Here is a 26,766-nt window from a genome sequence, read left to right as displayed (position 1 = left end):
CCCTGACCGTGCGGGTACGGACTACGAAGTGGGCGTCGGTTCCGGCGCGGGAGTGGCCGGCGCTTCCGGTGTGGCCGCCGCGGCCACCGTCAGCTCGACCGTCAGCGTCGCGCCGCCCGTGGTGGAGATGCGGAGCAGGAAGGTGCCTGTGGTGTCGTCGGCGTACAGCTTCGGGAGTTTCAGCACTCCATCGGCGTCCGTGGTGAGATCAGTGAGGGTGCGTACGGTGTTGCCGTCCGCGTCCTTGAAGTACGGGCCCTTGTCGTTCTCGGTCGTGTCGTCCGCCGACTTGATGAGCGCGGCGGTGGCGGCGACCTTGTCCGCGACGGCGCCGTCGTAGGTGGCCTTCACCTCGACCTGGTCCGCGAACTCGCCGCCCGGCACGCAGGTCAGCGCGGTGTCGGTGGTGCGGACGAGGGTGTCGGCCTGGCGTGCGGTGACGCTCGCCTTGTAGTCGAGGCCGGTCAGCGTGCGGCCCACGACGGTGGTGCGGACGGTGAAGTCGCCGGTCTTCTCGCCCGCGACGAGTGCGGGCGCGGTGGCCGTGCCCGCGCTGTCGGTGACGACCGTGGCGACGGTCTCGCCGCCGGTGAAGGTGGCGTCCGTGAGGTCGCCGACGATCGTGAACCGCACCCGGACCTTGGCGACCGCCTTGCCGGCCGAGGTCTCGGTCCGCACCCCGATCTGCTCGCCGAACGTGTCGCCCGCCGTCGCGGTGAGCGCGTCGGTGCCCGCGTCCTCCAGGTGGTCCACCGTCTCGGTGGGGGTGGGCGGGGTCGGCGGAGTCGTGGCGGGCGGAGTCGTAGGAGGCGGAGTCGTGGTGGGCGGAGTGGGGCTCGTCGGAGGGCTGCTCGGAGTGCTCGGGGTACTCGGAGTGCTCGGCGGGGTCGGGCTCGGCGAGACGGTGGCCCCGCCGGAGTCGTCGCTGCGGTTCGCGGGCAGCGTGCCCGTGCCGTCCGGCACCTCGTGGGTGCCCTTGCGGTAGTACTCCAGCCACGACAGGACCGTGTTGAGGTACTCGGTCGAGTTGTTGTAGCTGAGGATCGCGCTGTCGAGGTTCGACTGGTCGGACAGGTCCCAGCTGAACCGGCACAGGTAGTTGCCCGCCGCGAGCGCGGCGTCGTAGATGTTGTTGGGGTCCTTCTTGCCGTCGTCGTTGCCGTCCTTGCCCGCCCATTCCCAGGTGGACGGGATGAACTGCATCGGCCCGACCGCGCGGTCGTGGGTGCTGTCGCCGTCGTACGCGCCGTCGTCGGTGTCGCTGATGTTCGCGAAGCCGTTGCCGTTCAGGACCGGGCCGAGGATCGGGGTGATCGTGGTGCCCTCGGAGTCGACGTTGCCGCCGCGGGCCTGGCCCGACTCGACCTTGCCGATGGCGGCGAGGAGCTCCCAGGGCAGGTTGCAGCCCGGCTTGGAGGCGCTCAGCGAGGCCGCGGCCTGCTTGTAGGCGTCGAGGACGGTCGCGGGTATGCCTGCCTCGGCTTCACCGGTGGTGGCGGGGGTGCCGATGGTCGGCGTCGGGGCGGGGGTCTTCAGCGGCGGAAGGTCCGTGTAGTACGGCGAGTTACCGGTCGCGCTGCCGTTCCCGTCGGGCGTGGACTCGGCGTCGGCGCCGGTGGTCTGTCTGCCCTGGTCGTCGGTGGCCACTCCCGGGGCCTGGGAGGCGGACAGAGCCGCGACAGCGAGCGCGGCCACAGCCGTCGTCATCGCTCCCTTGCGCAGCCTCGTACCGAAATGCGCCACCATTGAGTGAGTCCCTCCCATGGACGACTACTTACGCACCTTTTGCCGCGCAGTTTGTTCCCCTGCGCGCGCTTCTGGTGCGTTTTCTTCCGCGTCTTCTTCTGTATTTTGTCCTGGCGTTCGGCCGTGTTCCCCGCCACAGCGGCCCAGGTGACCCTACGACAACTCCTGTCGCCCGGGCACCCGTTCGTGCCCGATTTTCACCAGTTGGCCACGTCTGATTCTGCGGTACGCAGCTGACCGTGTGCTCCGCCGGACAGTTCTCATGCGTCCCTCATACTGGGCGTCCGCCGGGCACCGGGGATCGCCGCGACCGGCCCACCCGGCCAACGTAAGCCACAGGGAGACGACTTGCCCTTCACTCTCAGCCATGCGGCGGCCGTACTGCCCGGCGTGCGCACCGACGGAAGCGGTCGCGGCCGGCTGGTGCCGTTGATCCTCGTGGCCGGTTCGTTCGCTCCCGACATGACCTACTACGCGGCAAGTGTGCTGCCCGGAGCGATGGAGTTCGGCGCCTTCACCCACTCCTTCACCGGTGTCCTCACCTTCGACGTACTCCTCGCCTGGGCGCTCGCTGGCGCGTGGCTGGTGCTGCGCGAGCCGCTGGTGGCGCTGCTGCCGCGGGCCCGGCAGGGGCGGGTCGCGGGTCTGCTGCGCTGCGGGGCGGCACGCAGACGCCTTCGTCCGTCGGCGGTGTTGTGGTGGTACACCTCGGCGGCGCTCGGCGCGCTGACACATGTCGTGTGGGACGCGTTCACGCATCACGACCGGTGGGGTGTGGAGCTGCTGCCCGTTCTGGGGCGGGAGATGGCGGGTTCGCCGCTGTACTGGTACGCGCAGTACGGCAGTTCAGCGGTGGCGGCCGTCGCCATCACATTCTTCGTGGTCCTCGCGGTACGGCGGACGCCGTCGGGCCAGCCCGTGGGGGTGCCCGTGCTGTCCGGTTCCGACCGGTGGGCGGCCGGTGCGGTGATCGGGGGGTGCGCGCTGGTGGGAGCGGTACAGCGGACCTCGCTCTGGATGGCCTCCCGGGGCGCCGACCCGAAGGCCGGGGAGTGGATCCCGACGCTGTGCTTCGGCGCGGGCGCCGGGCTCGTGCTCGGCCTCGCGCTGTACGCGGTGGGGGTCAGGATGTGGCGTCCTGCTCCGGCTCGTCCCAGTCCGGCAGCGCTTCGTACGGAGCCGAGCCGTCCGACTCCTCGCTGATCTCGTTGTCCGGGGTGGGGCCCTGCACCAGGCCGCGATCTTCGTTGAGGCCGCGCTTGGTGCGCAGGCCACGGTGGACAACCTGGGCGATGCGCTCGATGGTGCGGACTCCGTACGCCATCGTCGGGTTGTCGTGCGACAGGACGACGATGCGATAGGTGCGGTGGGGGCCGGTGAACGCGCCGACGCTGTGTACCCGCCAGCCGTGCGTGGCGCGCGGCAGCCAGCCGTTCTTGATGTGGGCCTTCAGAGCGCTCGGCATGCCGGCGGGCACCCCCCAGCGCTGGTCGCGGCGGACCTGGCTGAGCAGCTTCAGACCGTAGGCGCGGGTCTTCAGGAACGAGCGGGTGTTGGTGAGCACCGCCAGCAGCCGCATCTGATCGGCTGCCGTGGTGCGGGTCAGGCCCCAGTAGCCGTTCGGGCCGAGGGCGGTGCCTGTCGTCCCTGCGCGGGTCAGGAGGCGGCTCAGACGAGCGCGGCCGAGGTCGGTCCACAGTCGCACGGCGGCGGGATTGTCGGACCTGGTGATCATCGGGCGCAGGTTGGTCAGTTCCCAGTCGGTGAGTCTGCGCCCGAGCTCCTCCGCCCGGCGCAACGCGCCCTCCATGATCACGACCTTGGCGACGCTCGCCGAGTCGTACTGGCGTGTGCTCGCGAGTGCGCAGGTCAGCCCGGTGTCGTCGTCGTGCACCGCCACGGAGACGGTGCCCTGGCGTGACGACAGCGCCGCCTGGATGTCGCGGGACATCCGGGCGGCGAGGTCGGGGTCACGGGTGGAGCGGCAGACCGCGGGCACCTGGGCGGTGCTCGCGTGCGCGGCGACCGCGGGTATCGGCGCGAGGAGCGCCGAGACGACGGCCGTGGCTATGGCCGTACGACGGTTGAGCGTGCGTATACCCATGCCCGCATCCTTACGGGCGCCTCGGGCGCGAGGCGCCTTTGCGGGGGCCACGCGAGTGACGCCGGCCGGAGGAAACTACGCGGCCGGCCCCCACCCGCCCGCGGCAACCGAGCCGCCCATCCAGGAAGCGCTCAGTGCGCCGCCGATTCCCAGTCGTCCCCCGAGCCGATGGAGACGTCCAGGGGAGCCCGGAGCTGGACGGCGGACGCCATCTCGCGGCGAACCAGCTCCTCGGCCTTGGCGCGCTCACCGGGGGCGATCTCCAGGACGATTTCATCGTGGACCTGGAGGAGCATCCGGGACTTGAGGTCGGCTTCCCGCAGGGCACGGTCCACGTTCAGCATGGCGATCTTGACGATGTCGGCGGCCGTGCCCTGGATGGGCGCGTTGAGGGCCATCCGCTCGGCCGTCTCACGCCGCTGGCGGTTGTCGCTGTTGAGGTCGGGGAGATGCCTGCGGCGGCCGAAAAGCGTCTCCGTGTAGCCCGTGGCACGGGCTTCGTCGACGGCACGGCGCAGATAGTCGCGTACGCCGCCGAAACGCTCGAAGTACGTGTCCATCAGCCCGCGCGCCTCACCCGCGTCGATGTTCAGCTGCTGGGAGAGACCGAAGGCCGACAGCCCGTACGCCAGGCCGTACGACATCGCCTTGATCTTGCGCCGCATCTCCGCCTCGACCCCGGACCGCTCCACGGAGAACACCTGTGAGGCGACCGTGGTGTGCAGGTCCTCGCCGGACGTGAAGGCCTCCAACAGGCCCTCGTCCTCGGACAGGTGGGCCATCACGCGCAGTTCGATCTGGCTGTAGTCCGCCGTCATGAGCGACTCGAAGCCCTCGCCGACCACGAAGCCGCGGCGGATCGCACGGCCCTCGTCGGTACGGACCGGGATGTTCTGCAGGTTCGGATCCGTCGACGACAGGCGGCCCGTCGCGGCCACCGTCTGGTTGAAGGTGGTGTGAATACGGCCGTCCGCCGCAATCGTCTTGATCAGTCCCTCGACCGTCGACCGGAGCCGCGCCTGCTCGCGGTGGCGGAGCATGATCACCGGCAGTTCGTGGTCGGTCTGCCCGGCCAGCCAGGCCAGCGCGTCCGCGTCCGTCGTGAAGCCCGTCTTCGTCTTCTTCGTCTTGGGCAGGTCGAGTTCGCCGAAGAAGACTTCCTGGAGCTGCTTGGGCGAGCCGAGGTTGAACTCGTGGCCCACGGAGGCGTGCGCCTCCTTCACCGCCTGCTGCACGGCGGCCCCGAACATCTGCTCCATGGCTTCCAGATGCGTCCGGTCGGCGGCGATGCCGTGCCGCTCCAGGCGGGCAAGCAGCGCGGACGTCGGCAGCTCGATGTCGCGCAGCAGGGCGGCCGCGCCGACCTCCTCCAGCTTCTCGCCGAACGCCTCGCCCAGGTCGAGGATCGTGCGGGCCTGCACCATCAGCGCATCGGCCTCGGCCTGGTCGTCGGTGCCGAAGGCGAGCTGCCCGTCGGCCGCCGCGGTGGGCCCCAGCTCCCGGCCGAGGTACTCCAGGGACAACGCGTCAAGGGCGAACGAACGGCGCCCCGGCTTGACCAGGTACGCGGCGAGCGCGGTGTCCATGGACACGCCCTCGATGGTCCAGCCATGCTCGGGGAAGACCCGCATCGCACCCTTGGCGTTGTGCATGACCTTGGGCTTGTCTGGGTCGGCGAGCCACTTCGCGAACGCGTTCTCGTCGCCCTCGTCCAGCTGCGTCGGGTCGAACCACGCGGCCTTCCCGCCGGCGGCCGCGAGCGCGACCTCGGCCACCGCGCCCGTGCCCAGCGCCCACGAGTCGACCGTGGCCAGACCCAGGACCGCCTGGCCGTGCTCGGCGAGCCACGGCTTCAGCTCGCCCGCGCCAAGCACCGTGCCGTCGACTTCGACACCCTCGGTGACCGGCTGGGTGTCCTCGGTCTCCTCTGCCCCCGGGTCGACCGCGAGGAGCCGCTCACGCAGCGACGGATTGCGGATCTCCAGGGTGTCCAGGACCATCGCCACCGCCTTGCGGTCGTACGCGGCGCGCTCCAGGTCGGTGACCGTCTTGGGCAGCTCCACATCCTTCACCATCTCCGTGAGACGGCGGTTGAGCTTCACCGAATCCAGATGGTCGCGGAGATTCTGCCCGGCCTTGCCCTTGACCTCGTCGACGCGCTCGACCAGCTCCGCGAACGAACCGAACTGGTTGATCCACTTCGCCGCCGTCTTCTCACCGACACCCGGGATACCCGGCAGGTTGTCGGACGGGTCGCCTCGCAGCGCCGCGAAGTCGGGGTACTGCGCCGGCGTCAGCCCGTACTTCTCGAACACCTTCTCCGGAGTGAAACGGGTCAGCTCCGAGACACCCTTCGTCGGATACAGCACCGTCGTGTGCTCGGAGACCAGCTGGAAGGAGTCGCGGTCACCGGTGACGATGAGCACCTCGAAACCCGCGGCCTCGGCCTGCGTGGCGAGCGTCGCGATGACGTCGTCCGCCTCGAAGCCGTCGACCGCGAACCGATCCGCGTGCATCGCGTCGAGCAGCTCGCCGATCAGCTCGACCTGCCCCTTGAACTCGTCCGGGGTCTTCGACCTGTTCGCCTTGTACTCGGTGAACTCCTCGGAGCGCCACGTCTTGCGGGAGACGTCGAACGCCACCGCGAAGTGCGTGGGCGCCTCGTCGCGCAGCGTGTTCGCCAGCATCGACGCGAAGCCGTAGATCGCGTTCGTCGGCTGGCCCGTCGCGGTGGTGAAGTTCTCCGCGGGCAGCGCGAAGAACGCGCGGTACGCCAGCGAGTGCCCGTCCATGAGCATCAGCCGCGGACGCGTCTCGCCGGAGGTGCTGTCGGTCTTCTTCGATGCTGTTTCTGCCACGACCCCGATCCTGCCACGTGCCACTGACAGTGAGAGCCCTCGCGGCTCGGCCACGGTCGTTGTCGGCACCCCGTGCGAGGATCGGAGACGTACGGGGGTCCGGGGCCCGCGGCGGCAGCCGCGGATGTCACAGCCCCGGGAGAACACAGCACACACGCACGCGAAGGAGTCCCCAGCGATGGCCGGCAAGCCGCCCAAGAGCGATCCGGTTCAGGACGCGCCGCAGGTCGCCGAACCGAAGCACGCGGCAGCCGGGCTCCCCGCCATCGGGCACACCCTGCGCATCGCCCAGCAGCAGATGGGCGTGCGCCGCACCGCCCTCACCCTCCTCCGTGTCAACCAGAAGGACGGCTTCGACTGCCCGGGCTGCGCCTGGCCCGAGCCCGAGCACCGGCACGCGGCGGAGTTCTGTGAGAACGGCGCGAAGGCGGTCGCCGAGGAGGCCACCCTGCGCCGGGTCACCCCGGACTTCTTCGCCGCGCACACCGTCGCCGACCTCGCCACCCGCAGCGGCTACTGGCTGGGCCAGCAGGGCCGCCTCACCCACCCCGTGTACCTGGCCGAGGGCGCCGACCATTACGAACCGGTGCCCTGGGAGCGGGCCTTCGACATCGTCGCCGAGGAACTCGCCGCGCTCGGCTCCCCCGACGAAGCCCTCTTCTACACCTCCGGACGCACCAGCAACGAAGCAGCGTTCCTCTACCAGCTGTTCGCCCGCGAACTGGGCACGAACAACCTGCCGGACTGCTCCAACATGTGCCACGAGTCATCGGGTTCCGCCCTCTCCGAGACCATCGGCATCGGCAAGGGCAGCGTCCTCCTCGACGACCTCTACAAGGCGGACCTGGTCATCGTCGCCGGACAGAACCCCGGCACGAACCACCCCCGCATGCTCTCCGCGCTGGAGAAGGCCAAGACCAACGGCGCGAAGATCATCACCGTCAACCCGCTGCCCGAAGCGGGACTTGAGCGCTTCAAGAACCCCCAGACCGCCCAGGGCATGTTCAAGGGCGCCGCCCTCACCGACCTGTTCCTGCAGATCCGCCTCGGCGGCGACCAGGCCCTCTTCCGCCTCCTCAACAAGCTCATCCTGGAGACCGAGGGAGCAGTCGACGAGGAGTTCATCAGCGAACACACCCACGGTTACGAGGACTTCGCCGACGCCGCCCGCTCCGCCGACTGGGACGAGACACTCACCGCGACCGGCCTCACCCGGGAGAAGATCGACGAAGCCCTTCGCCTGATCCTCGACTCCGAGCGCACCATCGTCTGCTGGGCCATGGGCCTCACCCAGCACAAGCACGCCGTGCCGACGATCCGCGAAGTCGTCAACTTCCTTCTGCTGCGCGGCAACATCGGCCGCCCCGGCGCGGGCGTGTGCCCCGTCCGCGGCCACTCGAACGTGCAGGGCGACCGCACGATGGGCATCTTCGAACGGCCCGCCCCGGCCTTCCTGGACGCCCTGGAGAAGGAATTCGGGTTCACCCCGCCGCGCGAGCACGGCTACGACGTCGTACGAGCCATCCGCGCACTGCGCGACGGCGACGCGAAGGTCTTCTTCGCGATGGGCGGCAACTTCGTGTCGGCATCCCCCGACACCGAGGTGACCGAGGCGGCCATGCGCCGCGCCCGCCTCACCGTGCACGTGTCGACGAAACTGAACCGCTCACACGCCGTCACCGGCGCGCGTGCCCTGATCCTGCCGACCCTCGGCCGCACCGAGCGCGATCTCCAGGTCGGCCCGAACGGGAAAAGCGCAGAACAGTTCGTCACCGTCGAGGACTCCATGGGCATGGTGCACGCCTCACGCGGCCGCCTGGAGCCCGCGAGCGAGCACCTGCTCTCCGAGCCGGCCATCGTCGCCCGGCTCGCGCGTCGCGTCCTCGGCCATGAATCCCGTACACCCTGGGAGGAGTTCGAGAAGGACTACGCGACCGTCCGCGACCGCATCGCACGCGTGATCCCCGGCTTCGACGACTTCAACGCGCGCGTGGCGCACCCTTCGGGCTTCGCGCTCCCGCACGCTCCACGCGACGAACGCCGCTTCCCGACGGCCACCGGCAAAGCCAACTTCACGGCCGCGCCCGTCGAGTACCCGAAGCTCCCCGAGGGCCGCCTGCTCCTCCAGACCCTGCGCTCGCACGACCAGTACAACACCACGATCTACGGCCTGGACGACCGCTACCGCGGCATCAGGAACGGCCGCCGGGTCGTCCTCGTCAACCCCGACGACGCACGGCAGCTGAACCTCTCCGACGGCTCGTACGTCGACCTCGTCGGCGAGTGGAAGGACGGCGTCGAGCGCCGCGCCCCCGGGTTCCGCGTCGTGCACTACCCCACCGCCCGGGGCTGCGCGGCCGCCTACTACCCGGAGACCAACGTCCTCGTCCCGCTCGACGCGACCGCCGACACCAGCAACACCCCTGCCGGCAAATCCGTCGTCGTACGTCTGGAACAATCGGCAACCGACTGAGCGTTTGCTCAGTGAGTCCCTGAGATCGATCCACCACACAGTGATCCCGCACAGTCATCCCACCCCAGTGATCCACGACGGATCCACGACGGACGGAGTCGGGCCCGATGGGCGAGCAGCGCACCGTGAAGTTCCCGCAAGAGGTCATCGACGAGTACGCAGCGCTCGGCGTCGACCTGCCCGCACTCTTCTCGGCGGGCCACCTCGGCACCCGCATGGGCGTCCAGCTCATCGAGGCCTCCGCCGAGCGCGTCGTCGCCACGATGCCGGTGGAGGGCAACACCCAGCCCTACGGCCTCCTGCACGGCGGCGCCTCCGCAGTCCTCGCGGAGACCATCGGCTCCGTCGGCGCGATGCTGCACGGCGGTAGCTCCAAGATCGCCGTGGGCGTCGACCTGAACTGCACGCACCACCGCGGGGTGCGCTCCGGCCTTGTCACGGGCGTGGCCACACCCGTGCACCGGGGCAGGTCCTCGGCGACGTACGAGATCGTCATCACGGACGAGGCCGACAAGCGCGTCTGCACCGCCCGGCTGACCTGCATGCTCAAGGACGTCCCCACCGGCTGACACACGCTCCAAGAGGCGCCGGCCCACCGCTGACTGAGTCAGCCGTCCGGCGCGACGGCGCGCGACTCCTCCACGGCCGTCACGGGCACTGCAAGACGGTCCTGGTCCGCCAGATACCGCCAGTGGCGGACCAGGGCGCGGGACACCAGGAAGACCAGTACGCCGTCGAGGGTGTGCCACAGGAAGTGCGCGCCCAGCGGGAACGCACCGCAGATCTCCTCGTCCACCGCCCGGGCGGACAGCGCCACCGCGAACACCACGGCCGCCGCCGCGAATTGCCGCCACTGGGCGGCCCGGCCGGCGTCCCGCGACCCACGCAGCGTCACCGCCAGGCCGGTCATCAACAGCAGTACGGGGACGTACATGCCGGATCTGTTGGGGATCAACCCGCCGACCAGCACGCCGAACACGGCGGTGAAGACCACGAAACCGGCCACACCGAGCACACACCGCCGCCACGGGAGACCGTAGAACCGGCGCAGGATGCACGCGAGGCAGAAGAGCACGAACAGCGTGATCGGCACGACGTCCAGCGCCTGCGACCACCGCGTCGCCAGCGTGTGGAAGGCGAAGCTGCCGATACCGATGAGCGCCATGAACGGGACCAGCAGACCGATGTCGGCGGGCACGCGCCGGTAGGGCCTGAGGATGCGCCAGACCGCCAACGCCGCCACGACGAAGGCGAAGTTGGTGAGCGCGTTGACGGGCTCGGCCCAGAAGGCCGCCGACCCCCGCTCGCAGTACTCGTCGAGATGCTCGTTCCAGTTCATGGTCCCCATCCCGTCCGGTCCGCATCCGTTGATCCCGGGCACCCGGCGGCTTAGCGTCAACCTATGCGAACGGCGGGAACCCCCTGGACGAGGACGGCGCTCGGATTCGGGATCGGTCTGACGCTCCTGACCGGCGGCCTGGTCACCGCCTGCGGCGAATCCGGAGCGACGGACGGAACGAACAACGGGACGACGGACGGGACGACGGCAGGTGCGGCGCAGACCTCCGCCCACCCCAACTCCCCAACCCCGTCACCGTCTTCCACGCCACCCGAGGACCTCTGCGCACAACTCGTCGCACACTGGTCGCGAGAGGCACTGGACCAGGACACCTACGGGGACTATCAGTCGATGGGCCTGTCCAACGGGCAGTACGAGATCCTGATGAAAGTCGTGGACGCCGCCCGGGCCGAGAAAAAACGCAAGGACACCGAGGCGGCAGAGCAGTTGATCGACCGCCGGGCACGCGAACTGTGCGCGGAGCGCTACCGCGACGGCGCCCCGAGCGGAGGTCCCTGGCAGTGAGCGGCATCGGTCCCGTCGAACCGGGCGAGGGCACCCACGCACGGGACACTCCCCTGCCTGCCAAGGTCCCGCGCAGCCCGCTCACGCTTTGGTACGCCCAGCACCGCCGCGCCGCACACGCCATCGCGATGTCCGTCGCCGTCCTCGTCGTCGGCGGCTCTCTCTACGCCACCCGCCCCCGGCAACCGCCGCCGCCCGCCCCGCCGTTCCCCTCCCAGGTGACCGATGTCGTCTACGCGGGCCGGCAGGACCCGCCCGCGGACGGGCCGGGCGAGGCATTCACCTTCGCAGTGGAGCTCACCGTGCGTTCCGGCCCGCCCGTCACCGTGGTCCGGATCGGACAGCCCTCCGACGGCCTCTCCCTCACCTGGGTTCCACACTCTCCGTTCCGGACGGGGAACGGCTTTTCACGCAAGATCACGATCACCATGCACGTAAGTGAATGCGCGAAAGTGTCCCGGAACGCCGGACTCCCTTTCCTCGATGTAACTCTACGTAATACGCGCGCAATACAAGTACACAGCTACATCCTGGGGGGACGATACGCCCGTGACCTCTCAGAAGCCCTCCAGGTAGCCTGCGGCAACAATTCCGAGTCATCACCAAAGTCCTAGAACACTCCTGAAAACACCCCCACCGAGTCCTGCACGTTCTCACCATGTGGACAGGGCGAATCAGGCCGAATTCCACTGTTCCACCCACTCAGTACCGCTCTGCATTACCTCGTGTCATAACAAGAGCGTCACAGCCTTCCCCAGACCCTCCTCGATGTTCCCCCCACCCGCTTAGAGTCACGCCCAGTCACCGCTCCAAGGATTCGAAACTATTTCGGCTCAGCGCAGCGCTCGACTCGGCGCCTTCCATGGGGGAGGGCCGCGCCAGGGAAAGGACTGACCGTGCGTCAACGTTCGTTCATCGCCATCACCGCCGCGCTGGCGGCGGGAGCACTCACCCTTACCGCCTGCGGCTCGCGTGACGACGAAGGCTCGAGCTCCGATGACAGTGGCACCACCGTCACCATCGGCATCGACGCCCCGCTGACCGGCGACCTGTCCGCTCTGGGCCTCGGCATCAAGAACTCCGTGGACCTCGCCACCAAGCAGGCCAACAGCCAGAAGTACGTCGACGGCGTCACCTTCAAGATCGAAGCCCTCGACGACCAGGCGCAGCCCTCCTCGGGCCAGCAGAACGCCACCAAGCTCGTCGCCGACGACGCCGTCCTCGGCGTGGTCGGCCCGCTGAACTCCTCCGTCGCGGAGTCCATGCAGAAGGTCTTCGACGACGCCAAGCTCGTCGAGGTCTCCCCCGCCAACACCAACCCGGCCCTCACCCAGGGCACGGACTGGAACGGCGGCACGAAGAAGCGCCCGTACGCGTCGTACTTCCGCACCGCGACCACCGACGCCATCCAGGGCCCCTTCGCCGCGCAGTACGTCTACAACGACTCCAAGAAGAAGAAGGTCTTCGTCATCGACGACAAGAAGACCTACGGCGCCGGTCTGGCCGCCACCTTCACCGAGGAGTTCAAGAAGCTCGGCGGCACCGTGGCCGGCACCCAGCACATCGACCCGGACACCAAGGACTTCTCCGCGATCGCCACCCAGGTGAAGAGCTCCGGCGCCGACGTCGTCTACTACGGCGGCGAGTACCCGCAGGCCGGCCCGCTCAGCAAGCAGATCAAGGCCGCAGGCGCCGAGATCCCCGTCGTCGGCGGTGACGGCATCTACAGCGCCGACTTCATCAAGCTGGCCGGCGCCACCGCCACCGGCGACCTCGCCACCTCGGTCGGCGCGCCCGTCGAGGAGCTCGCCTCCGCCAAGGAGTTCGTCGCCAACTACAAGGCCGCGGGCTACAAGGAGGCCTACGAGGCCTACGGCGGCTACTCCTACGACTCCGCCTGGGCGATCATCGAAGCCGTGAAGAAGGTCGTCGAGGACAACGACGGCAAGCTCCCGGACGACGCCCGCGCCAAGGTCACCGCAGCCGTGCAGAACGTCTCCTTCGACGGTGTGACCGGCAAGGTCTCCTTCGACGAATACGGTGACGCGACCAACAAGCAGCTCACCGTCTACGCGGTCGAGAACGGTGCCTGGAAGCCCGTGAAGTCCGGTACCTACACAGGCTGACCCACCCGCACCACCCACGAGCCGCGCGGGGCGCCGCACCACAGGCGCCCCGCGCGGACTCGCATCCGGCCCCCACTCGTCGAAAATCCGACGTCCGAACGTCTCGGAGGACATGCGGTGAACGAACTGCCGCAGCAGCTGGTCAACGGCCTGCTACTGGGATCCATGTACGGGCTCGTCGCCATCGGCTACACAATGGTCTACGGCATCGTCCAGCTCATCAACTTCGCCCACGGCGAGATCTTCATGACCGGGGCCTTCGGCGCCCTCACGGTCTACCTGTACATCCTGCCCGACGGCACCACCATGTGGCTCGCGCTGCCCCTCATGCTCATCGGCGCCATCGTGGTCTCCACCACAGTCGCCGTAGGAGCGGAACGGTTCGCCTACCGCCCGCTGCGCACCGCGCCACGCCTCGCCCCCCTCATCACCGCCATCGGCCTCTCCCTCGCCCTCCAGCAGGCGGTATGGGCCTGGTACCCGAACGCCAAGTCCGCCATCACCTTCCCCAGCATCCCCGGCGGACCCTTCGAGATCGGCAGCGTCACCATCCAGACCGGCGACGTCTTCCTCTTCGTCGCCGCCCCCATCAGCATGGCGATCCTCGCCTACTTCGTGATGAAGACCCGCACCGGACGCGGCATGCAGGCCACCGCCCAGGACCCGGACACCGCCAAGCTCATGGGCATCAACACCGACCGCATCATCGTGGTCGCCTTCGCCCTCGGCGCCGCCTTCGCCGCCATCGGCGGCGTGGCCTACGGATTCAAGTACGGCCAGATCGACTTCCGCATGGGCTTCCTCCTCGGCCTCAAGGCCTTCACCGCCGCCGTCCTCGGCGGCATCGGCAACATCTACGGAGCCATGATCGGCGGCCTCGTCCTCGGCCTCGCCGAAACCATGGCCACCGCCTACATCGCCGACGTCCCCGGCATGTCGCAGCTCGGCGGCCAGTCCTGGGCCAACGTCTGGGCCTTCGTACTCCTCATCCTCGTACTCCTGTTCAGGCCACAGGGCCTGCTCGGGGAGCGCGTGGCGGACAGGGCGTGACACCGATGACCACACAGACCACCGCACCCGAGACACCCAGCACCCCGAACCCGGGAACGCCCAAGGGCCTCGTCGCCATCCCCCCCACCATCGGCCGCGCCCTCGCCACCGGCGGCGGCGCCCTCACCGTCGTCTCCGCCTTCCTCGCCTGGACCTGGACCTCCGAATTCCCCGGTGACCTCACCGTCTACGGCTACCCGGGCGGCCTCCAGGTTCTCGTCCTCATCGGCGGCGCCCTCACCACCCTGTTCGGCCTCGCCTCGTACGGCGTCAAGGGTCTGGGCTGGCTGGTACCCGCAGGCGCCTCCAGCTCCCTCAAGCTCGCCGCGCTCGGCGCCTTCGCCACCGCCTGGTTCACAGTCATCGCGATCACCGTCCAACTCGGCGGCATCGTCAACCTCGAACCCGGCGGCTACATCGTCGCCATCGCCACCCTCGCCGCCCTCCTCGGCGCGCTCTCCCTGCCGTTCCAACGGCCCGAGCCCGACATCGCCGACCCCGAGGACACCCCCCGCGAACGGCTCCTCCTCGACGTACGCAACCAGGTCAGCGTCATCAAGGCCGCCTTCGCCTCCGGCACCCCCACCCCGGCCCGCAAGATCCCCGCGTACGCCGAGATCCTCATCATCGTCGCGGTACTCGCCCTCGGCCTGATCGTCTTCACCTACGGCATCGGCACCGAATACGACGAACTCTTCGTCGGCTTCCTCATCATCACGGGCTTCAGCTTCGCCGCCGCCGCCAAGGCCGGCCTCGTCAGCAGGATCTCCGGCATCACCGCCAAGCACCGCAACGTGACGATGCTGGGCGCGTTCCTCGCCGCCGCCGCCTTCCCCTTCACCCAGTCCGACGACCAGTACGCGACCATCGGCGTCTACATCCTGATCTTCGCCACCGTCGCCCTCGGCCTGAACATCGTCGTCGGCCTCGCCGGCCTCCTCGACCTCGGATACGTCGCCTTCCTCGGCGTCGGCGCCTACACCGCGGCCATGGTCTCCGGCTCCCCCTCCTCCCCGTTCGACGTCCACTTCCCGTTCTGGGCCGCCGCCCTCCTCGGCGCCGCCGTCGCCATGGTCTTCGGCGTCCTCATCGGCGCCCCCACCCTGCGACTCCGCGGCGACTACCTCGCCATCGTGACCCTCGGCTTCGGAGAGATCTTCCGCATCGGCGTCCTCAACATGGACGGCACCTCCGGCCCCGACCTCACCAACGGCTCCAACGGCATCTCGTCGATCCCGAACCTCAACATCCTCGGCTTCGACTTCGGCGCGGAACACAGCTTCGGCGGATTCACCATCGCCCGATTCGCCAACTACTTCCTGCTGATGCTCCTCATCACCCTGATCGTCGTCGTGGTCTTCCGGCGCAGCGGCGACTCCCGCATCGGCCGCGCCTGGGTCGCCATCCGAGAAGACGAGACCGCCGCCCTCGCCATGGGCATCAACGGCTTCCGAGTCAAACTCATCGCCTTCGCCCTCGGCGCCACCCTCGCCGGACTCGCCGGAACCGTCCAGGCACACGTCACCTACACCGTGACCCCCGAGCAGTACACCTTCGCCAACGTCGTACCCCCCAACTCGGCGTTCCTGCTCGCGGCAGTCGTCCTCGGCGGCATGGGCACCATCAGCGGACCGCTCGTCGGCGCCGCACTGCTCTACCTCATCCCGGCCAAGCTCCAGTTCCTCGACAACTACCAGCTCCTGGCCTTCGGCCTCGCGCTCGTCCTGCTGATGCGCTTCCGCCCGGAAGGCCTCATCCCGAACCGGCGCCGCCAACTCGAATTCCACGAAGAGGCAGAAGCACCCACAGTCCTCAGCAAGGCAGGGGCCTGACCACCATGACTACCGACACCACCACCCAGGACGCCCCCTCCGGCGCCAACCCGCCCGGCGAAGTCGTACTCGACGCCCGCGGCGTCACCATGCGCTTCGGCGGCCTCACCGCCGTACGCAACGTCGACCTCACCGTCAACAGCGGCGAAATCGTCGGACTGATCGGCCCCAACGGCGCCGGCAAGACGACCTTCTTCAACTGCCTCACCGGCCTCTACATCCCCACCGAGGGAGAGGTCCGCTACAAGGGCACCATCCTGCCGCCCAAGTCCTTCAAGGTCACCGCAGCCGGCGTCGCCCGCACCTTCCAGAACATCCGTCTCTTCGCCAACATGACGGTCCTGGAAAACGTCCTCGTCGGCCGCCACACCCGCACCAAAGAAGGCCTCTGGTCCGCACTCCTGCGCGGACCCGGCTTCAAGAAGGCCGAGAAAGCCTCCGAAGAACGCGCCATGGAACTCCTGGAGTTCATCGGTCTGGCCGCCAAGCGCGACCACCTCGCCAGGAACCTCCCCTACGGCGAGCAGCGCAAGCTCGAGATCGCACGAGCCCTGGCCAGCGAGCCCGGCCTCCTCCTCCTCGACGAACCCACCGCCGGCATGAACCCGCAGGAAACCCGCGCCACCGAAGAACTCGTCTTCGCCATCCGCGACATGGGCATCGCCATCCTCGTCATCGAGCACGACATGCGGTTCATCTTCAACCTCTGCGACCGCGTCGCCGTACTCGTCCAAGGCGAAAAACTCGTCGAAGGCGACAGCGCCACCGTCCAGGGCGACGAACGCGTCATCGCCGCCTACCTCGGCGAACCCTTCGAAGACGCCCCCGGCGACGAAGAAGTCGCCGAAGTCGAAGCCGCCGAGGCACAAGCCGACACCACGACGGACACCGCACCCGGAAAGGAGAACGACCGATGACCGCACTGCTCGAAGTCGAGGACCTCCGAGTCGCCTACGGCAAGATCGAAGCCGTCAAAGGCATCTCCTTCAAGGTCGAAGCCGGCGAGGTGGTCACCCTCATCGGCACCAACGGCGCCGGCAAGACCACCACCCTGCGCACCCTCTCCGGCCTCCTCAAGCCCGTCGGCGGCCAGATCAAGTTCAACGGCAAATCGCTGAAGAAGACCCCCGCCCACCAGATCGTCTCGCTGGGACTCGCCCACTCCCCCGAGGGGCGGCACATCTTCCCCCGCATGACCATCGAGGACAACCTGCGGCTCGGCGCCTTCCTCCGCGACGACAAGGCGGCCATCGACAAGGACATCCAGCGCGCCTACGACCTCTTCCCCATCCTGGGGCAACGCAGGAAGCAGGCCGCGGGAACCCTCTCCGGCGGCGAACAGCAGATGCTCGCCATGGGCCGGGCCCTCATGTCCCAGCCCAAACTCCTCATGCTCGACGAACCCTCCATGGGCCTCTCACCGATCATGATGCAGAAGATCATGTCCACCATCGCCGAACTCAAGTCCACCGGCACGACGATCCTCCTCGTCGAACAGAACGCCCAAGCGGCGCTCTCCCTCGCCGACCACGGACACGTCATGGAAGTCGGCAGCATCGTCCTGTCCGGCGCCGGACAGGACCTGCTGCACGACGAGTCCGTCCGCAAGGCGTACCTGGGCGAGGACTAGCCTTCCTCCGCGCATACGAGAAGGCCCGCACCCTTGCTTTCAAGGGTGCGGGCCTCTCGCCGTACTGAGGGTCCGGCTCTGGCTAGTCCTTCGCGGACTTCTTCTCCTCGGCGTCCTGAATAACCGCCTCAGCGACCTGCTGCATCGACATACGCCGGTCCATCGACGTCTTCTGAATCCACCGGAACGCGGCCGGCTCAGTCAGCCCGTACTGCGTCTGCAGCACCGACTTCGCCCGATCGACCAGCTTCCGCGTCTCCAGCCGCTGACTGAGGTCCGCGACCTCCTGCTCCAGCTGCTTCAGCTCCGTGAACCGCGACACCGCCATCTCGATCGCCGGCACCACGTCACTCTTACTGAACGGCTTCACCAGATACGCCATCGCACCGGCGTCACGCGCCCGCTCGACCAGGTCCCGCTGCGAGAACGCCGTCAGCATCAACACAGGGGCGATGCCCTCTTCGGCGATCTTCTCGGCGGCGGAGATCCCATCGAGCTTGGGCATCTTCACGTCCAGGATCACGAGATCCGGCTTGTGCTCCCGCGCCAACTCGATGGCCTGCTCACCATCGCCCGCCTCGCCCACGACGCTGTAGCCCTCTTCCTCCAGCATCTCTTTGAGGTCGAGACGAATCAGCGCCTCATCCTCGGCGATGACGACGCGGGTCGTCAGCGGAGGCACGTGCGACTTGTCGTCGTCGGGCGCGTCTACGGGCTGGGGCGACTCGGGGGCGGTCACGGGGGCTCCTCATTGCGGGCCGGGCAGGTACTGCTCCCCCAGAGCGTACCTAGCTGCAGCGAACTGCGGTGACCCGGTATGCTTTCGGGCAGCCACTTAGGCCGGGTTGGTGGAACGGTATACACGGAGGTCTCAAACACCTCTGCCTGAAAGGGCTTGCGGGTTCGAATCCCGCACCCGGCACATTTTGCCCCTTAAGCGGATGCTCACGTTCTCGTGAACATCCGCTTTTTGGTGCACATGGTCACGACCAGTGACACAGAGTGTTCGCATGAACTTTCACGGCACAGAGGTGCGACAGAAGGCAGTCACGCTGCTGCGCAGCGGCGCGAGGAACGCGGACGTCGCACGGAAATTCAACCTCCCGCTCGGCACAGTCAGCTACTGGAAGCACATGGACCGCGCGAAACGCGGCGAGTGTCCGGGCAAGCACGACCCGAAGTGCCCACGGTGCGATGGCCGCGAGCTGGACGAGCCCGCGTACAGCTATCTACTCGGCCTGTATCTGGGCGACGGCCACATCAGCCACTATTCCGAGCATCGCGTGCCCAATCTCATGATCACCTGCGACGAATCATGGCCCGGGCTCATGGACAACTGCGAGCAAGCCATGCGAGCAGTCTTCCCAGACAACTCCGTCTGCCGCGTCCGCAAAATCGGGTGCCGGAACGTGAAGGTCTACTCAAAGCACATGCCCTGCCTCTTCCCTCAACACGGACCCGGCAAGAAGCACGATCGGCCCATCGTCCTCGAACCCTGGCAGCAGGACCTCGTCGATGCCCATCCCTGGGAGTTCATCCGCGGCCTCATCCACTCCGACGGGTGCCGCATCACCAACTGGACGACCCGCCTCGTGGCCGGTGAGCGCAAGCGCTACGAGTACCCCCGGTACTTCTTCACCAACGTGTCCGACGACATCCGCCAGCTCTACACGGACACCCTGGACAAGCTAGGCATCGGCTGGACGCACTGCACGCGCCACGGAAACCCGTACAACATCTCCGTCGCCCGCCGCGCGTCCGTCGCCCTCATGGACACCCACGTAGGCCCCAAGTACTGACGTGAATCCCCCTACTTGGGACTGTCGTCCTCGCCGATGTGGTGGATGCGTACGAGGTTCGTCGAGCCCGAGACGCCGGGAGGCGAACCCGCCGTGATGACGACGATGTCGCCCTTCTCGCAGCGGCCGTACTTGAGGAGCAGCTCGTCGACCTGGTCGACCATCGCGTCGGTGGAGTCGACGTGGGGGCCGAGGAAGGTTTCGACGCCCCAGGTGAGGTTCAGCTGGGAGCGGGTTTCCGGGGCCGGCGTGAAGGCGAGCAGCGGGATCGGGGAGCGGTACCGCGACAGGCGACGGACCGTGTCGCCGGACTGGGTGAAGGCGACGAGGAACTTGGCGCCGAGGAAGTCGCCCATCTCGGCGGCGGCGCGGGCGACGGCGCCACCCTGAGTGCGGGGTTTGTTGCGGTCGGTGAGAGGCGGGAGGCCCTTTTCGAGGATGTCCTCTTCGGCGGCTTCGACGATGCGGCCCATGGTGCGGACGGTCTCGATGGGATATTTGCCGACACTGGTCTCGCCGGAGAGCATCACGGCGTCCGTGCCGTCGATGACGGCGTTGGCGACGTCGGAGGCTTCCGCGCGGGTGGGGCGGGAGTTCTCGATCATCGAGTCGAGCATCTGGGTGGCGACGATGACGGGCTTGGCGTTGCGCTTGGCCAGCTTGATGGCTCGTTTTTGGACGATCGGGACTTGTTCCAGGGGCATTTCGACGCCGAGGTCGCCGCGGGCGACCATGATGCCGTCGAAGGCGGCGACGATGTCGTCGATGTTCTCGACGGCCTGGGGCTTCTCGATCTTGGCGATGACGGGGAGGCGGCGGCCTTCTTCGTCCATGATGCGGTGGACGTCGTCGATGTCCTTGCCGCTCCTGACGAAGGAGAGGGCGATGACGTCGCATCCGATGCGGAGGGCCCAGCGGAGGTCTGCTTCGTCCTTGTCGGAAAGTGCGGGGACGGAGACTGCGACGCCGGGGAGGTTGAGGCCTTTGTTGTCGGAGACCATGCCGCCTTCGATGACGGTGGTGTGGACGCGGGGGCCGTCGACGGAGGTGACTTCGAGGGTGACTTTGCCGTCGTCGACGAGGATGCGTTCGCCGGTGGTGACGTCGGTGGCGAGTCCGTCGTAGGTCGTTCCGCAGGTCTGGCGGTCACCCTGGACGCCTTCTTCGACGGTGATGGTGAAGGTGTCTCCGCGTTCAAGGAGTACGGGGCCTTCGGTGAAGCGGCCGAGTCGGATCTTCGGGCCTTGAAGGTCGGCGAGGATGCCGACGCTGCGGCCGGACTCGTCGGAGGCCTTTCGTACGCGCTGGTAGCGCTCCTCGTGGTCGGCGTAGGTGCCGTGGCTGAGGTTGAAGCGGGCTACGTCCATTCCGGCGTCGACCAGTGCTTTGATCTGGTCGTACGAGTCGGTGGCGGGGCCCAATGTACAGACGATTTTTGCTCGGCGCATGTTTCGAGCGTAGGCCTTACCGACGGGTAGGGAATTGGCGCCGCATGACTACTCAACAACCTTTGCGTGAAGGGTTATTGACAAGCGTTGAATTGTGCGCCGGGGTGCTCTGATGAGCGGGGTAGGTCGCTTTCTGTGCTCTCTCGGGCACAATTCCGAATAGGTGCGGCTGGGGTTACAGCTGGGGTGGTGCCATGGTGAATCGGGCGTTGACCTGGGCGTAGACGTGCTGGCGTTGGGGTTCGAGGTCGAGTGCGGCGACTTCGTCGGCGGCGGCGTCCTGCGCGTAGGACATGGAGCGCATGGCGCGGCCTGTTGCCTGGGGGTATTGCTGGGTGTTCTCGGCGCCGATGTCGGCGAGTTCGACGAGGGCGGCGAGGGTGGTGCCGAGGGCTTCGGCGTATTCGCGAGCGCGTTGGACGGCTTCGCGGACGGCTTGCTGGCGGGCTTGGCGGTGGGAGGGTGAGGTGGGTCGGAGGGCCCACCAGGGGCCGTCGACGCGGGTGAGGTCGAGGTCTGCGAGTCGGGTGGTGAGTTCGCCGAGGGCGGTGAAGTCGGTGAGTTCGGCGGTGATGTGGACGCGGCCGTGGTAGGCGCGGATGCGTTCGCCGCGGCCGTGTTTGGTGAGTTCGGGGCTGATGGAGAAGGCGCCGGTTTCGACGTGTTCGACGGCGTCTCCGTAGGTTTTGACGAGGTCGAGTGCGGTGGTGTTGCGGCGGGTGAGGTCGGTGAGGGCGGCTTGTCGGTCGGTGCCGCGGGCGCTGACGGTGATGCCGATGCGGGCGATTTCGGGGTCGACTTCGAGGTGGGCTTCGCCGCGGACGGCGATGCGGGGTGAGTCGGGGGTGCCGTAGGGGAGGGCGGGTTGGGGGTCCTCTGCGGTGGGTGCCATACGTCCCACTCTGTCACTGGGAGGCCGGTTGGGGTGCCCACAGGTCACCAGATCGAAACCTCCGGGACCTGTTGCGGTGGTGGCTGGTGGGCCAGAATCTACGCGCGTCGTTGCCGTTTCCTGAGGAGTCGCTGAGATGTCGTTGAATCGCCGTAAGTTCCTGAAGAAGTCCGCGGTGACCGGGGCGGGAGTCGCGCTCGCCGGGGCGGTGGCAGCCCCGGCCGCCCAGGCCGCTGAGGCGAAGAAGGGCGGGAAGCCTGTGAAGCGGTACTCGCTGACGGTGCTGGGCACGACCGATCTGCATGGTCATGTCTTCAACTGGGACTACTTCAAGGACGCGGAGTACAAGGACACGGCGGGTAACGCGCAGGGTCTGGCGCGGATCTCGACGCTGGTGAACGCGGTCCGCAAGGAGAAGGGTCGTGCGAACACGCTGCTTCTGGACGCGGGTGACACGATTCAGGGCACTCCGCTGACGTACTACTACGCGAAGGTTGACCCGATCACCGCCAAGGGCGGTCCGGTCCACCCGATGGCGCAGGCGATGAACGCGATCGGTTATGACGCGGTGGCGCTCGGCAACCACGAGTTCAACTACGGCATCGAGACGCTTCGGAAGTTCGAGTCGCAGTGCCGTTTCCCGCTGCTGGGTGCGAACGCGCTGGATGCGAAGACGTTGAAGCCGGCTTTCCCGCCGTACTTCATGAAGACGTTCCATGTGAAGGGTGCGCCGTCGGTGAAGGTGGCGGTGCTCGGTCTGACGAACCCGGGTATCGCGATCTGGGACAAGGCTTATGTCCAGGGCAAGTTGACGTTCCCGGGGCTGGAGGAGCAGGCGGCGAAGTGGGTGCCGAAGCTGCGGTCGATGGGTGCGGATGTGGTCGTGGTGTCGGCGCACTCCGGTTCGTCGGGTACGTCGTCGTACGGTGATCAGTTGCCGTATGTGGAGAACTCGGCGGCGCTGGTGGCGCAGCAGGTGCCGGGTATCGACGCGATTCTGGTCGGGCATGCGCATGTGGAGATCCCGGAGCTGAAGGTCACGAACACGGCGACCGGTAGGACGGTGGTTCTGTCGGAGCCGCTGGCGTATGCGGAGCGGCTGTCCGTCTTCGACTTCGAGCTGGTTTTCGCGAAAGGGAAGTGGACGGTCGAGTCGGTGGCGGCGTCGGTCCGTAATTCGAATTCGGTCGCTGACGACCCGAAGATCACCAGGTTGTTGAAGGACGAGCACGATGTGGTCGTGGCGTATGTGAACCAGGTGGTCGGTACGGCGACGGAGACGTTGACGACGGTCGAGGCGCGGTACAAGGACGCTCCGATCATCGATCTGATCACCAAGGTTCAGGAGGACGTGGTCAAGGCGGCGTTGGTGGGTACGGAGTACGCGTCGCTGCCGGTGATCGCGCAGGCGTCGCCGTTCTCGCGTACGTCGGAGATCCCGGCGGGGAATGTGACGATCCGGGATTTGTCGAGTCTGTATGTGTACGACAACACGCTGGTCGCGAAGGTGCTGACGGGTGCGCAGGTGCGGGCGTACCTGGAGTATTCGGCGAACTATTTCGTGCAGACGGCCGCGGGTGCGGTGGTCGACGTGGAGAAGCTGACGAACGCGAACAATCGTCCGGACTACAACTACGACTATGTGTCGGGTCTGACGTACGACATCGACATCGCGCAGCCGGAGGGTTCGCGGATCAAGAACCTGGCCTATGGCGGTGCGGCGTTGGATGACGCGCAGCGGTTCGTGTTGGCGGTGAACAACTACCGGGCGAACGGCGGCGGTGCGTTCCCGCATGTGGCGTCGGCGACGGAGGTGTGGTCGGAGTCGACGGAGATCCGGACGCGGATCTCCGAGTGGGTGACGGCGAAGGGTTCGCTGAATCCGGCGGAGTTCGCTTCGGTGGACTGGAAGTTGACGCGGGACGGTACGCCGGTCTTCTGATTCCTTGTTTGTCTCAGATCCCGTCTGCCAGGGGGATCAGGACGCGTTCCTGGCGGGCGGACGGGATCTGGGGTTGTTGTTCGAGTCCGAAGCTGGTGAAGGCCGTTCGTTGTGGGAGCGGGTAGGGGTCTTTGCCGGTGAGGGAGTTGAGGATGGTGGCGCTGCGCCAGGCGGCGAGGCCGAGGTCGGGGGCGCCGACGCCGTGGGTGTGGAGTTCGGCGTTCTGGACGTGGACGTGGCCGGTGACGGAGGGGTCGAGGATCAGGCGGAACTGGTCGTCGATGCGGGGGCGTTCGGAGCTGTCGCGGCGGAGGTAGGGGTCGAGTCCGGCGAGGATGCGGCCGAGGGGGCGTTCGCGGTAGCCGGTGGCGAGGACGACGGCGTCGGTGGTGAGGCGGGAGCGGGCGCCTTGTTGGGTGTGTTCGAGGTGGAGTTCGACTTTGGTGGTGGCGACGCGTCCTGCGGTGCGGACGGTGACGGCGGGGGTGAGGACGGCGTCGGGCCAGCCGCCGTGCAGGGTGCGGCGGTAGAGCTCTTCGTGGATGGCGGCGATGGTTTCGGCGTCGATGCCTTTGTGGAGTTGCCATTGGGCGGCGACGAGCCGGTCGCGTACGGGTTCGGTGAGGTGGTGGAAGTAGCGGGTGTAGTCGGGGGTGAAGTGTTCCAGGCCGAGCTTGGAGTACTCCATGGGTGCGAAGGCTTCGGTGCGGGCGAGCCAGTGGATTTTCTCGCGGCCTGCGGGTCGGTTGCGCAGCAGGTCGAGGAAGACTTCGGCGCCTGATTGTCCGGCGCCGATGACGGTGATGTGTTCGGCGGTGAGGAACTGTTCGCGGTGTTTGAGGTAGTCCGCGGCGTGGATGACGGGTACACCGGGGGCTGCGACGAGGGGTTTGAGGGGTTCGGGGATGTTGGGGGCGGTGCCGACGCCGATGACGATGTTGCGGGTGTAGGTGCGGCCGAGGGATTCGGCTTCTCCGTCGGTGTCGAGTTGGGTGAAGTCGACTTCGAACAGGGCGCGTTCGGGGTTCCAGCGGACGGCGTCGACCTGGTGGCCGAAGTGAAGTCCGGGGAGGCTGTCGGCGACCCAGCGGCAGTAGGCGTCGTATTCGACGCGCTGGATGTGGAAGCGCTCGGCGAAGTAGAAGGGGAAGAGTCGGTCGCGGTCCTTGAGGTAGTTGAGGAAGGACCAGGGGCTGGTGGGGTCGGCGAGGGTCACCAGGTCGGCGAGGAAGGGGACTTGGAGGGTGGCGCCGTCGATGAGGAGGCCGGGGTGCCAGTCGAAGCCGGGGCGTTGTTCGTAGAAGACGGTGTCGAGTTCGGCGAGGGGCTGGGCGAGGGCGGCGAGGGAGAGGTTGAAGGGGCCGATGCCGATGCCCACCAGGTCGCGGGGTGCTTCGGTGGCGGGGTGTGGGGGGTTGGGCGTCGGGCTCATCGGGGGGTGTGTCCTTCCACCAGTTTCAGGAGGGTGGCCAGGTCGTCGGGCCGGGTGTGGGGGTTGAGGAGGGTGGCTTTGAGCCAGCGGCGGCCGTCGAGGGTGGCGCGTCCGAGGACGGCGCGCCCTTGGTGCAGGAGGGTGCGGCGTACGGCGGCGACGGCGTCGTCGGTGGCTTCGGTGGGCCGGAAGAGGACGGTGCTGATGGTCGGCCGATCGTAGAGCTCGAAGCCGGGGTGGGCGGTTATGAGGTCGGCGAACTCTTCGGCGCGGGCGCAGACTTGGTCGACGAGCGCGCCGAGCCCTTGCCTCCCGAGTGTTTTGAGGGTGACGGCGATTTTGAGGATGTCGGGGCGTCGGGTGGTGCGCAGGGAGCGGCCGAGGAGGTCGGGGAGGCCTGCTTCGGTGTCGTCGTCGGCGTTGAGGTAGTCGGCGCGGTGTTGGAGTGCGGCGAGGTCGTGTTCGTCGCGGAGGGTGAGGAGTCCGGCGGCGACGGGCTGCCAGCCGAGTTTGTGCAGGTCGAGGGTGACGGTGTCGGCGCGGTGGAGTCCGTCGAGTTTGTGGCGGTGGTGGTCGCTGAAGAGGAGGCCTCCGCCGTAGGCGGCGTCGATGTGGAGGCGGGCGCCGTGGGTGGCGCAGAGGTCGGCGATCTGGGGCAGTGGGTCGATGAGGCCGGCGTCGGTGGTGCCTGCGGTGGCGGCGACGATCAGGGGGCCGTGTAGTTCGGTGAGGGCTTCGCAGAGGGCGGCGGGGTCCATGGTGCCGGCGGGGGCGGGGACGACGACGGGGTCGGGCAGGCCGAGGAGCCAGGCAGCGCGGGGCAGGGAGTGGTGTGCGTTGGCGCCGTGTACGAGTCGTAGGCCGCCGTGTGCGCCGTTGTGGGCTTCGCGGGCGAGGAGGAGGGCGAGTTGGTTGGACTCGGTACCGCCGGTGGTGACGAGTGCGTCTGCCGCGTCGACTTCGCTCGCCAGCGCCCGTGTCACCAGTGCTTCCAGTTCGGAGGCGGCGGGGGCTTGGTCCCAGGAGTCGAGGGAGGGGTTGAGGGCGGAGGCGGCGAGGTCGGCGGCGGTGGCGACGGCGAGTGGGGGGCAGTGGAGGTGGGCGGCGCACAGGGGGTGGGCGGGGTCCGCGGAGCCTTCGGCGAGGGCTCGTACGAGGGTGTGCAGGGCGTTTTGGGTTCCCTGTTCGGGCAGTACGTCGCCGACCGCCTCCCGCAGGCGTCGCGCCACCGCTTCCGGTCCTCCGGCGGGCAGTGGGCCGCCCCTGGCTTCGGTGCCTTCGCGCAGCGCGTCGAGCACGGTGTCGAGCAACGGCCGCAGTGCGTCGGGGCCTTGGGGGCCTGAGGCGAGGGGCGGCGTGCTCATTGGGGTGTCCTCCGGTGGGCGCGCGGCAGGGTGGGGTCCAAGCCTGTACGCGGATCGGGTCGGCGCGCCCGCGAGGGACAACGATCCGACCCGAAAGGGGGTACTGCCGTGCGGAGGAAATGTGTTGGGGTGGAGGTGGTGCTAAGGGCGTGTTTCGCCCCCTCCGCCCCTACCCGTCCCTTGCTTCTGGGGGCTGCCGCCCCCAG

At 68.0% G+C, this 26,766-nt stretch carries 21 protein-coding genes and 1 tRNA gene; 13 read left to right on the top strand and 9 right to left on the bottom strand.

The genetic code is table 11. The features are described from left to right. Nucleotides 1–21: 21 nt before the first annotated feature. A complete protein-coding gene (locus AB0N66_RS03245) occupies nt 22–1,746 on the bottom strand; it encodes a lytic murein transglycosylase (RefSeq protein WP_365427838.1) in 1,725 nt (574 codons plus the stop codon). A 348-nt stretch (nt 1,747–2,094) separates the two neighbouring features. On the opposite strand from AB0N66_RS03245, the gene AB0N66_RS03240 reads away from it, so the two are divergent. Beyond that, entirely contained in the window at nt 2,095–2,949 is an 855-nt protein-coding gene (locus tag AB0N66_RS03240; RefSeq protein WP_365427835.1) for a DUF4184 family protein, read from the top strand. On the opposite strand, the gene AB0N66_RS03235 is transcribed toward AB0N66_RS03240, so the two are convergent. Together AB0N66_RS03235 and polA are read right to left on the bottom strand one after the other, a co-directional pair. Continuing rightward, nucleotides 2,870–3,850: a serine hydrolase gene (locus AB0N66_RS03235; protein WP_365427832.1), complete on the bottom strand. Its 981-nt coding sequence runs from the start codon at nt 3,848–3,850 to the stop codon at nt 2,870–2,872. The two genes, AB0N66_RS03240 and AB0N66_RS03235, sit on opposite strands and share 80 nt — an antisense overlap. A 131-nt stretch (nt 3,851–3,981) precedes the next feature. Further along, nucleotides 3,982–6,708, bottom strand: a complete 2,727-nt coding sequence (gene polA, locus AB0N66_RS03230) for a DNA polymerase I (protein ID WP_365427829.1) — start codon at nt 6,706–6,708, stop codon at nt 3,982–3,984. 178 nt (nt 6,709–6,886) lie between these two features. On the opposite strand from polA, the gene AB0N66_RS03225 reads away from it, so the two are divergent. Continuing rightward, the gene (locus tag AB0N66_RS03225) at nt 6,887–9,181 is read left to right on the top strand and encodes an FdhF/YdeP family oxidoreductase (protein ID WP_365427826.1); all 2,295 of its coding nucleotides are present in this window, start codon (nt 6,887–6,889) and stop codon (nt 9,179–9,181) included. Between the two features lie 107 nt (nt 9,182–9,288). After that, nucleotides 9,289–9,750, top strand: coding sequence for a hotdog fold thioesterase (locus tag AB0N66_RS03220; protein WP_365427823.1), 462 nt, complete (start codon nt 9,289–9,291; stop codon nt 9,748–9,750). A gap of 38 nt (nt 9,751–9,788) precedes the next feature. Here AB0N66_RS03220 and AB0N66_RS03215 read toward each other — a convergent pair whose 3' ends face one another. Next, nucleotides 9,789–10,520: a ceramidase domain-containing protein gene (locus tag AB0N66_RS03215; RefSeq protein ID WP_365427820.1), complete on the bottom strand. Its 732-nt coding sequence runs from the start codon at nt 10,518–10,520 to the stop codon at nt 9,789–9,791. A 63-nt stretch (nt 10,521–10,583) separates the two neighbouring features. Between AB0N66_RS03215 and AB0N66_RS03210 the strand changes: the two genes are divergently transcribed. From AB0N66_RS03210 to AB0N66_RS03180, 7 genes are all read left to right on the top strand, one after another. Further along, complete coding sequence (locus AB0N66_RS03210; protein ID WP_365427817.1) at nt 10,584–11,045, top strand: hypothetical protein; 462 nt, start codon at nt 10,584–10,586, stop codon at nt 11,043–11,045. After that, entirely contained in the window at nt 11,042–11,659 is a 618-nt protein-coding gene (locus tag AB0N66_RS03205) for a Tat pathway signal sequence domain protein (protein ID WP_365427814.1), read from the top strand. The genes AB0N66_RS03210 and AB0N66_RS03205 overlap by 4 nt, the downstream gene beginning before the upstream one ends. Before the next feature lie 282 nt (nt 11,660–11,941). Then, nucleotides 11,942–13,171: a branched-chain amino acid ABC transporter substrate-binding protein gene (locus AB0N66_RS03200; RefSeq protein WP_365427811.1), complete on the top strand. Its 1,230-nt coding sequence runs from the start codon at nt 11,942–11,944 to the stop codon at nt 13,169–13,171. A gap of 117 nt (nt 13,172–13,288) precedes the next feature. Further along, entirely contained in the window at nt 13,289–14,221 is a 933-nt protein-coding gene (locus AB0N66_RS03195; RefSeq protein WP_365427808.1) for a branched-chain amino acid ABC transporter permease, read from the top strand. Nucleotides 14,222–14,226: 5 nt separating this feature from the next. Next, nucleotides 14,227–16,053: a branched-chain amino acid ABC transporter permease gene (locus tag AB0N66_RS03190; protein ID WP_365427806.1), complete on the top strand. Its 1,827-nt coding sequence runs from the start codon at nt 14,227–14,229 to the stop codon at nt 16,051–16,053. A 5-nt stretch (nt 16,054–16,058) separates the two neighbouring features. Further along, nucleotides 16,059–16,970: an ABC transporter ATP-binding protein gene (locus AB0N66_RS03185; protein WP_365427803.1), complete on the top strand. Its 912-nt coding sequence runs from the start codon at nt 16,059–16,061 to the stop codon at nt 16,968–16,970. Continuing rightward, nucleotides 16,967–17,683: an ABC transporter ATP-binding protein gene (locus AB0N66_RS03180; RefSeq protein WP_365427800.1), complete on the top strand. Its 717-nt coding sequence runs from the start codon at nt 16,967–16,969 to the stop codon at nt 17,681–17,683. The genes AB0N66_RS03185 and AB0N66_RS03180 overlap by 4 nt, the downstream gene beginning before the upstream one ends. Nucleotides 17,684–17,765: 82 nt before the next feature. Here the strand turns inward: AB0N66_RS03180 and AB0N66_RS03175 are convergent, their stop codons facing one another. After that, on the bottom strand, nt 17,766–18,422 hold the full coding sequence (locus AB0N66_RS03175; RefSeq protein ID WP_365427797.1) for a response regulator: 657 nt from the start codon (nt 18,420–18,422) through the stop codon (nt 17,766–17,768). Nucleotides 18,423–18,522: 100 nt separating this feature from the next. On the opposite strand from AB0N66_RS03175, the gene AB0N66_RS03170 reads away from it, so the two are divergent. Beyond that, nucleotides 18,523–18,605: transfer RNA gene (locus AB0N66_RS03170), tRNA-Leu, on the top strand. Between the two features lie 88 nt (nt 18,606–18,693). Then, nucleotides 18,694–19,482 carry a helix-turn-helix domain-containing protein gene (locus tag AB0N66_RS03165; RefSeq protein ID WP_365427794.1) on the top strand — a complete coding sequence of 263 codons (789 nt, stop codon included), beginning with the start codon at nt 18,694–18,696 and terminating at the stop codon, nt 19,480–19,482. A gap of 11 nt (nt 19,483–19,493) precedes the next feature. Here AB0N66_RS03165 and pyk read toward each other — a convergent pair whose 3' ends face one another. Both pyk and AB0N66_RS03155 read right to left on the bottom strand, forming a co-directional pair. After that, entirely contained in the window at nt 19,494–20,930 is a 1,437-nt protein-coding gene (gene pyk, locus AB0N66_RS03160) for a pyruvate kinase (RefSeq protein WP_365427791.1), read from the bottom strand. A gap of 175 nt (nt 20,931–21,105) precedes the next feature. Continuing rightward, nucleotides 21,106–21,822 (bottom strand): SIMPL domain-containing protein, encoded by a 717-nt coding sequence (locus tag AB0N66_RS03155; RefSeq protein WP_365427788.1) that lies wholly within the window; start codon nt 21,820–21,822, stop codon nt 21,106–21,108. Between the two features lie 136 nt (nt 21,823–21,958). On the opposite strand from AB0N66_RS03155, the gene AB0N66_RS03150 reads away from it, so the two are divergent. Then, nucleotides 21,959–23,764: a 5'-nucleotidase C-terminal domain-containing protein gene (locus AB0N66_RS03150; protein ID WP_365427785.1), complete on the top strand. Its 1,806-nt coding sequence runs from the start codon at nt 21,959–21,961 to the stop codon at nt 23,762–23,764. 13 nt (nt 23,765–23,777) lie between these two features. On the opposite strand, the gene AB0N66_RS03145 is transcribed toward AB0N66_RS03150, so the two are convergent. Beyond that, complete coding sequence (locus tag AB0N66_RS03145) at nt 23,778–25,196, bottom strand: SidA/IucD/PvdA family monooxygenase (protein ID WP_365427782.1); 1,419 nt, start codon at nt 25,194–25,196, stop codon at nt 23,778–23,780. Next, nucleotides 25,193–26,560 carry an aminotransferase class V-fold PLP-dependent enzyme gene (locus AB0N66_RS03140; RefSeq protein ID WP_365427779.1) on the bottom strand — a complete coding sequence of 456 codons (1,368 nt, stop codon included), beginning with the start codon at nt 26,558–26,560 and terminating at the stop codon, nt 25,193–25,195. The genes AB0N66_RS03145 and AB0N66_RS03140 overlap by 4 nt, the downstream gene beginning before the upstream one ends. Nucleotides 26,561–26,766 lie beyond the last annotated feature (206 nt).

Origin of the sequence: Streptomyces sp. NPDC093544 (assembly GCF_040683495.1) — a bacterium.
Lineage (GTDB): Bacteria > Actinomycetota > Actinomycetes > Streptomycetales > Streptomycetaceae > Streptomyces.
The sequence above is the reverse complement of the archived record's forward strand: the minus strand, read 5'-3'. Positions and strand labels throughout refer to the sequence as shown.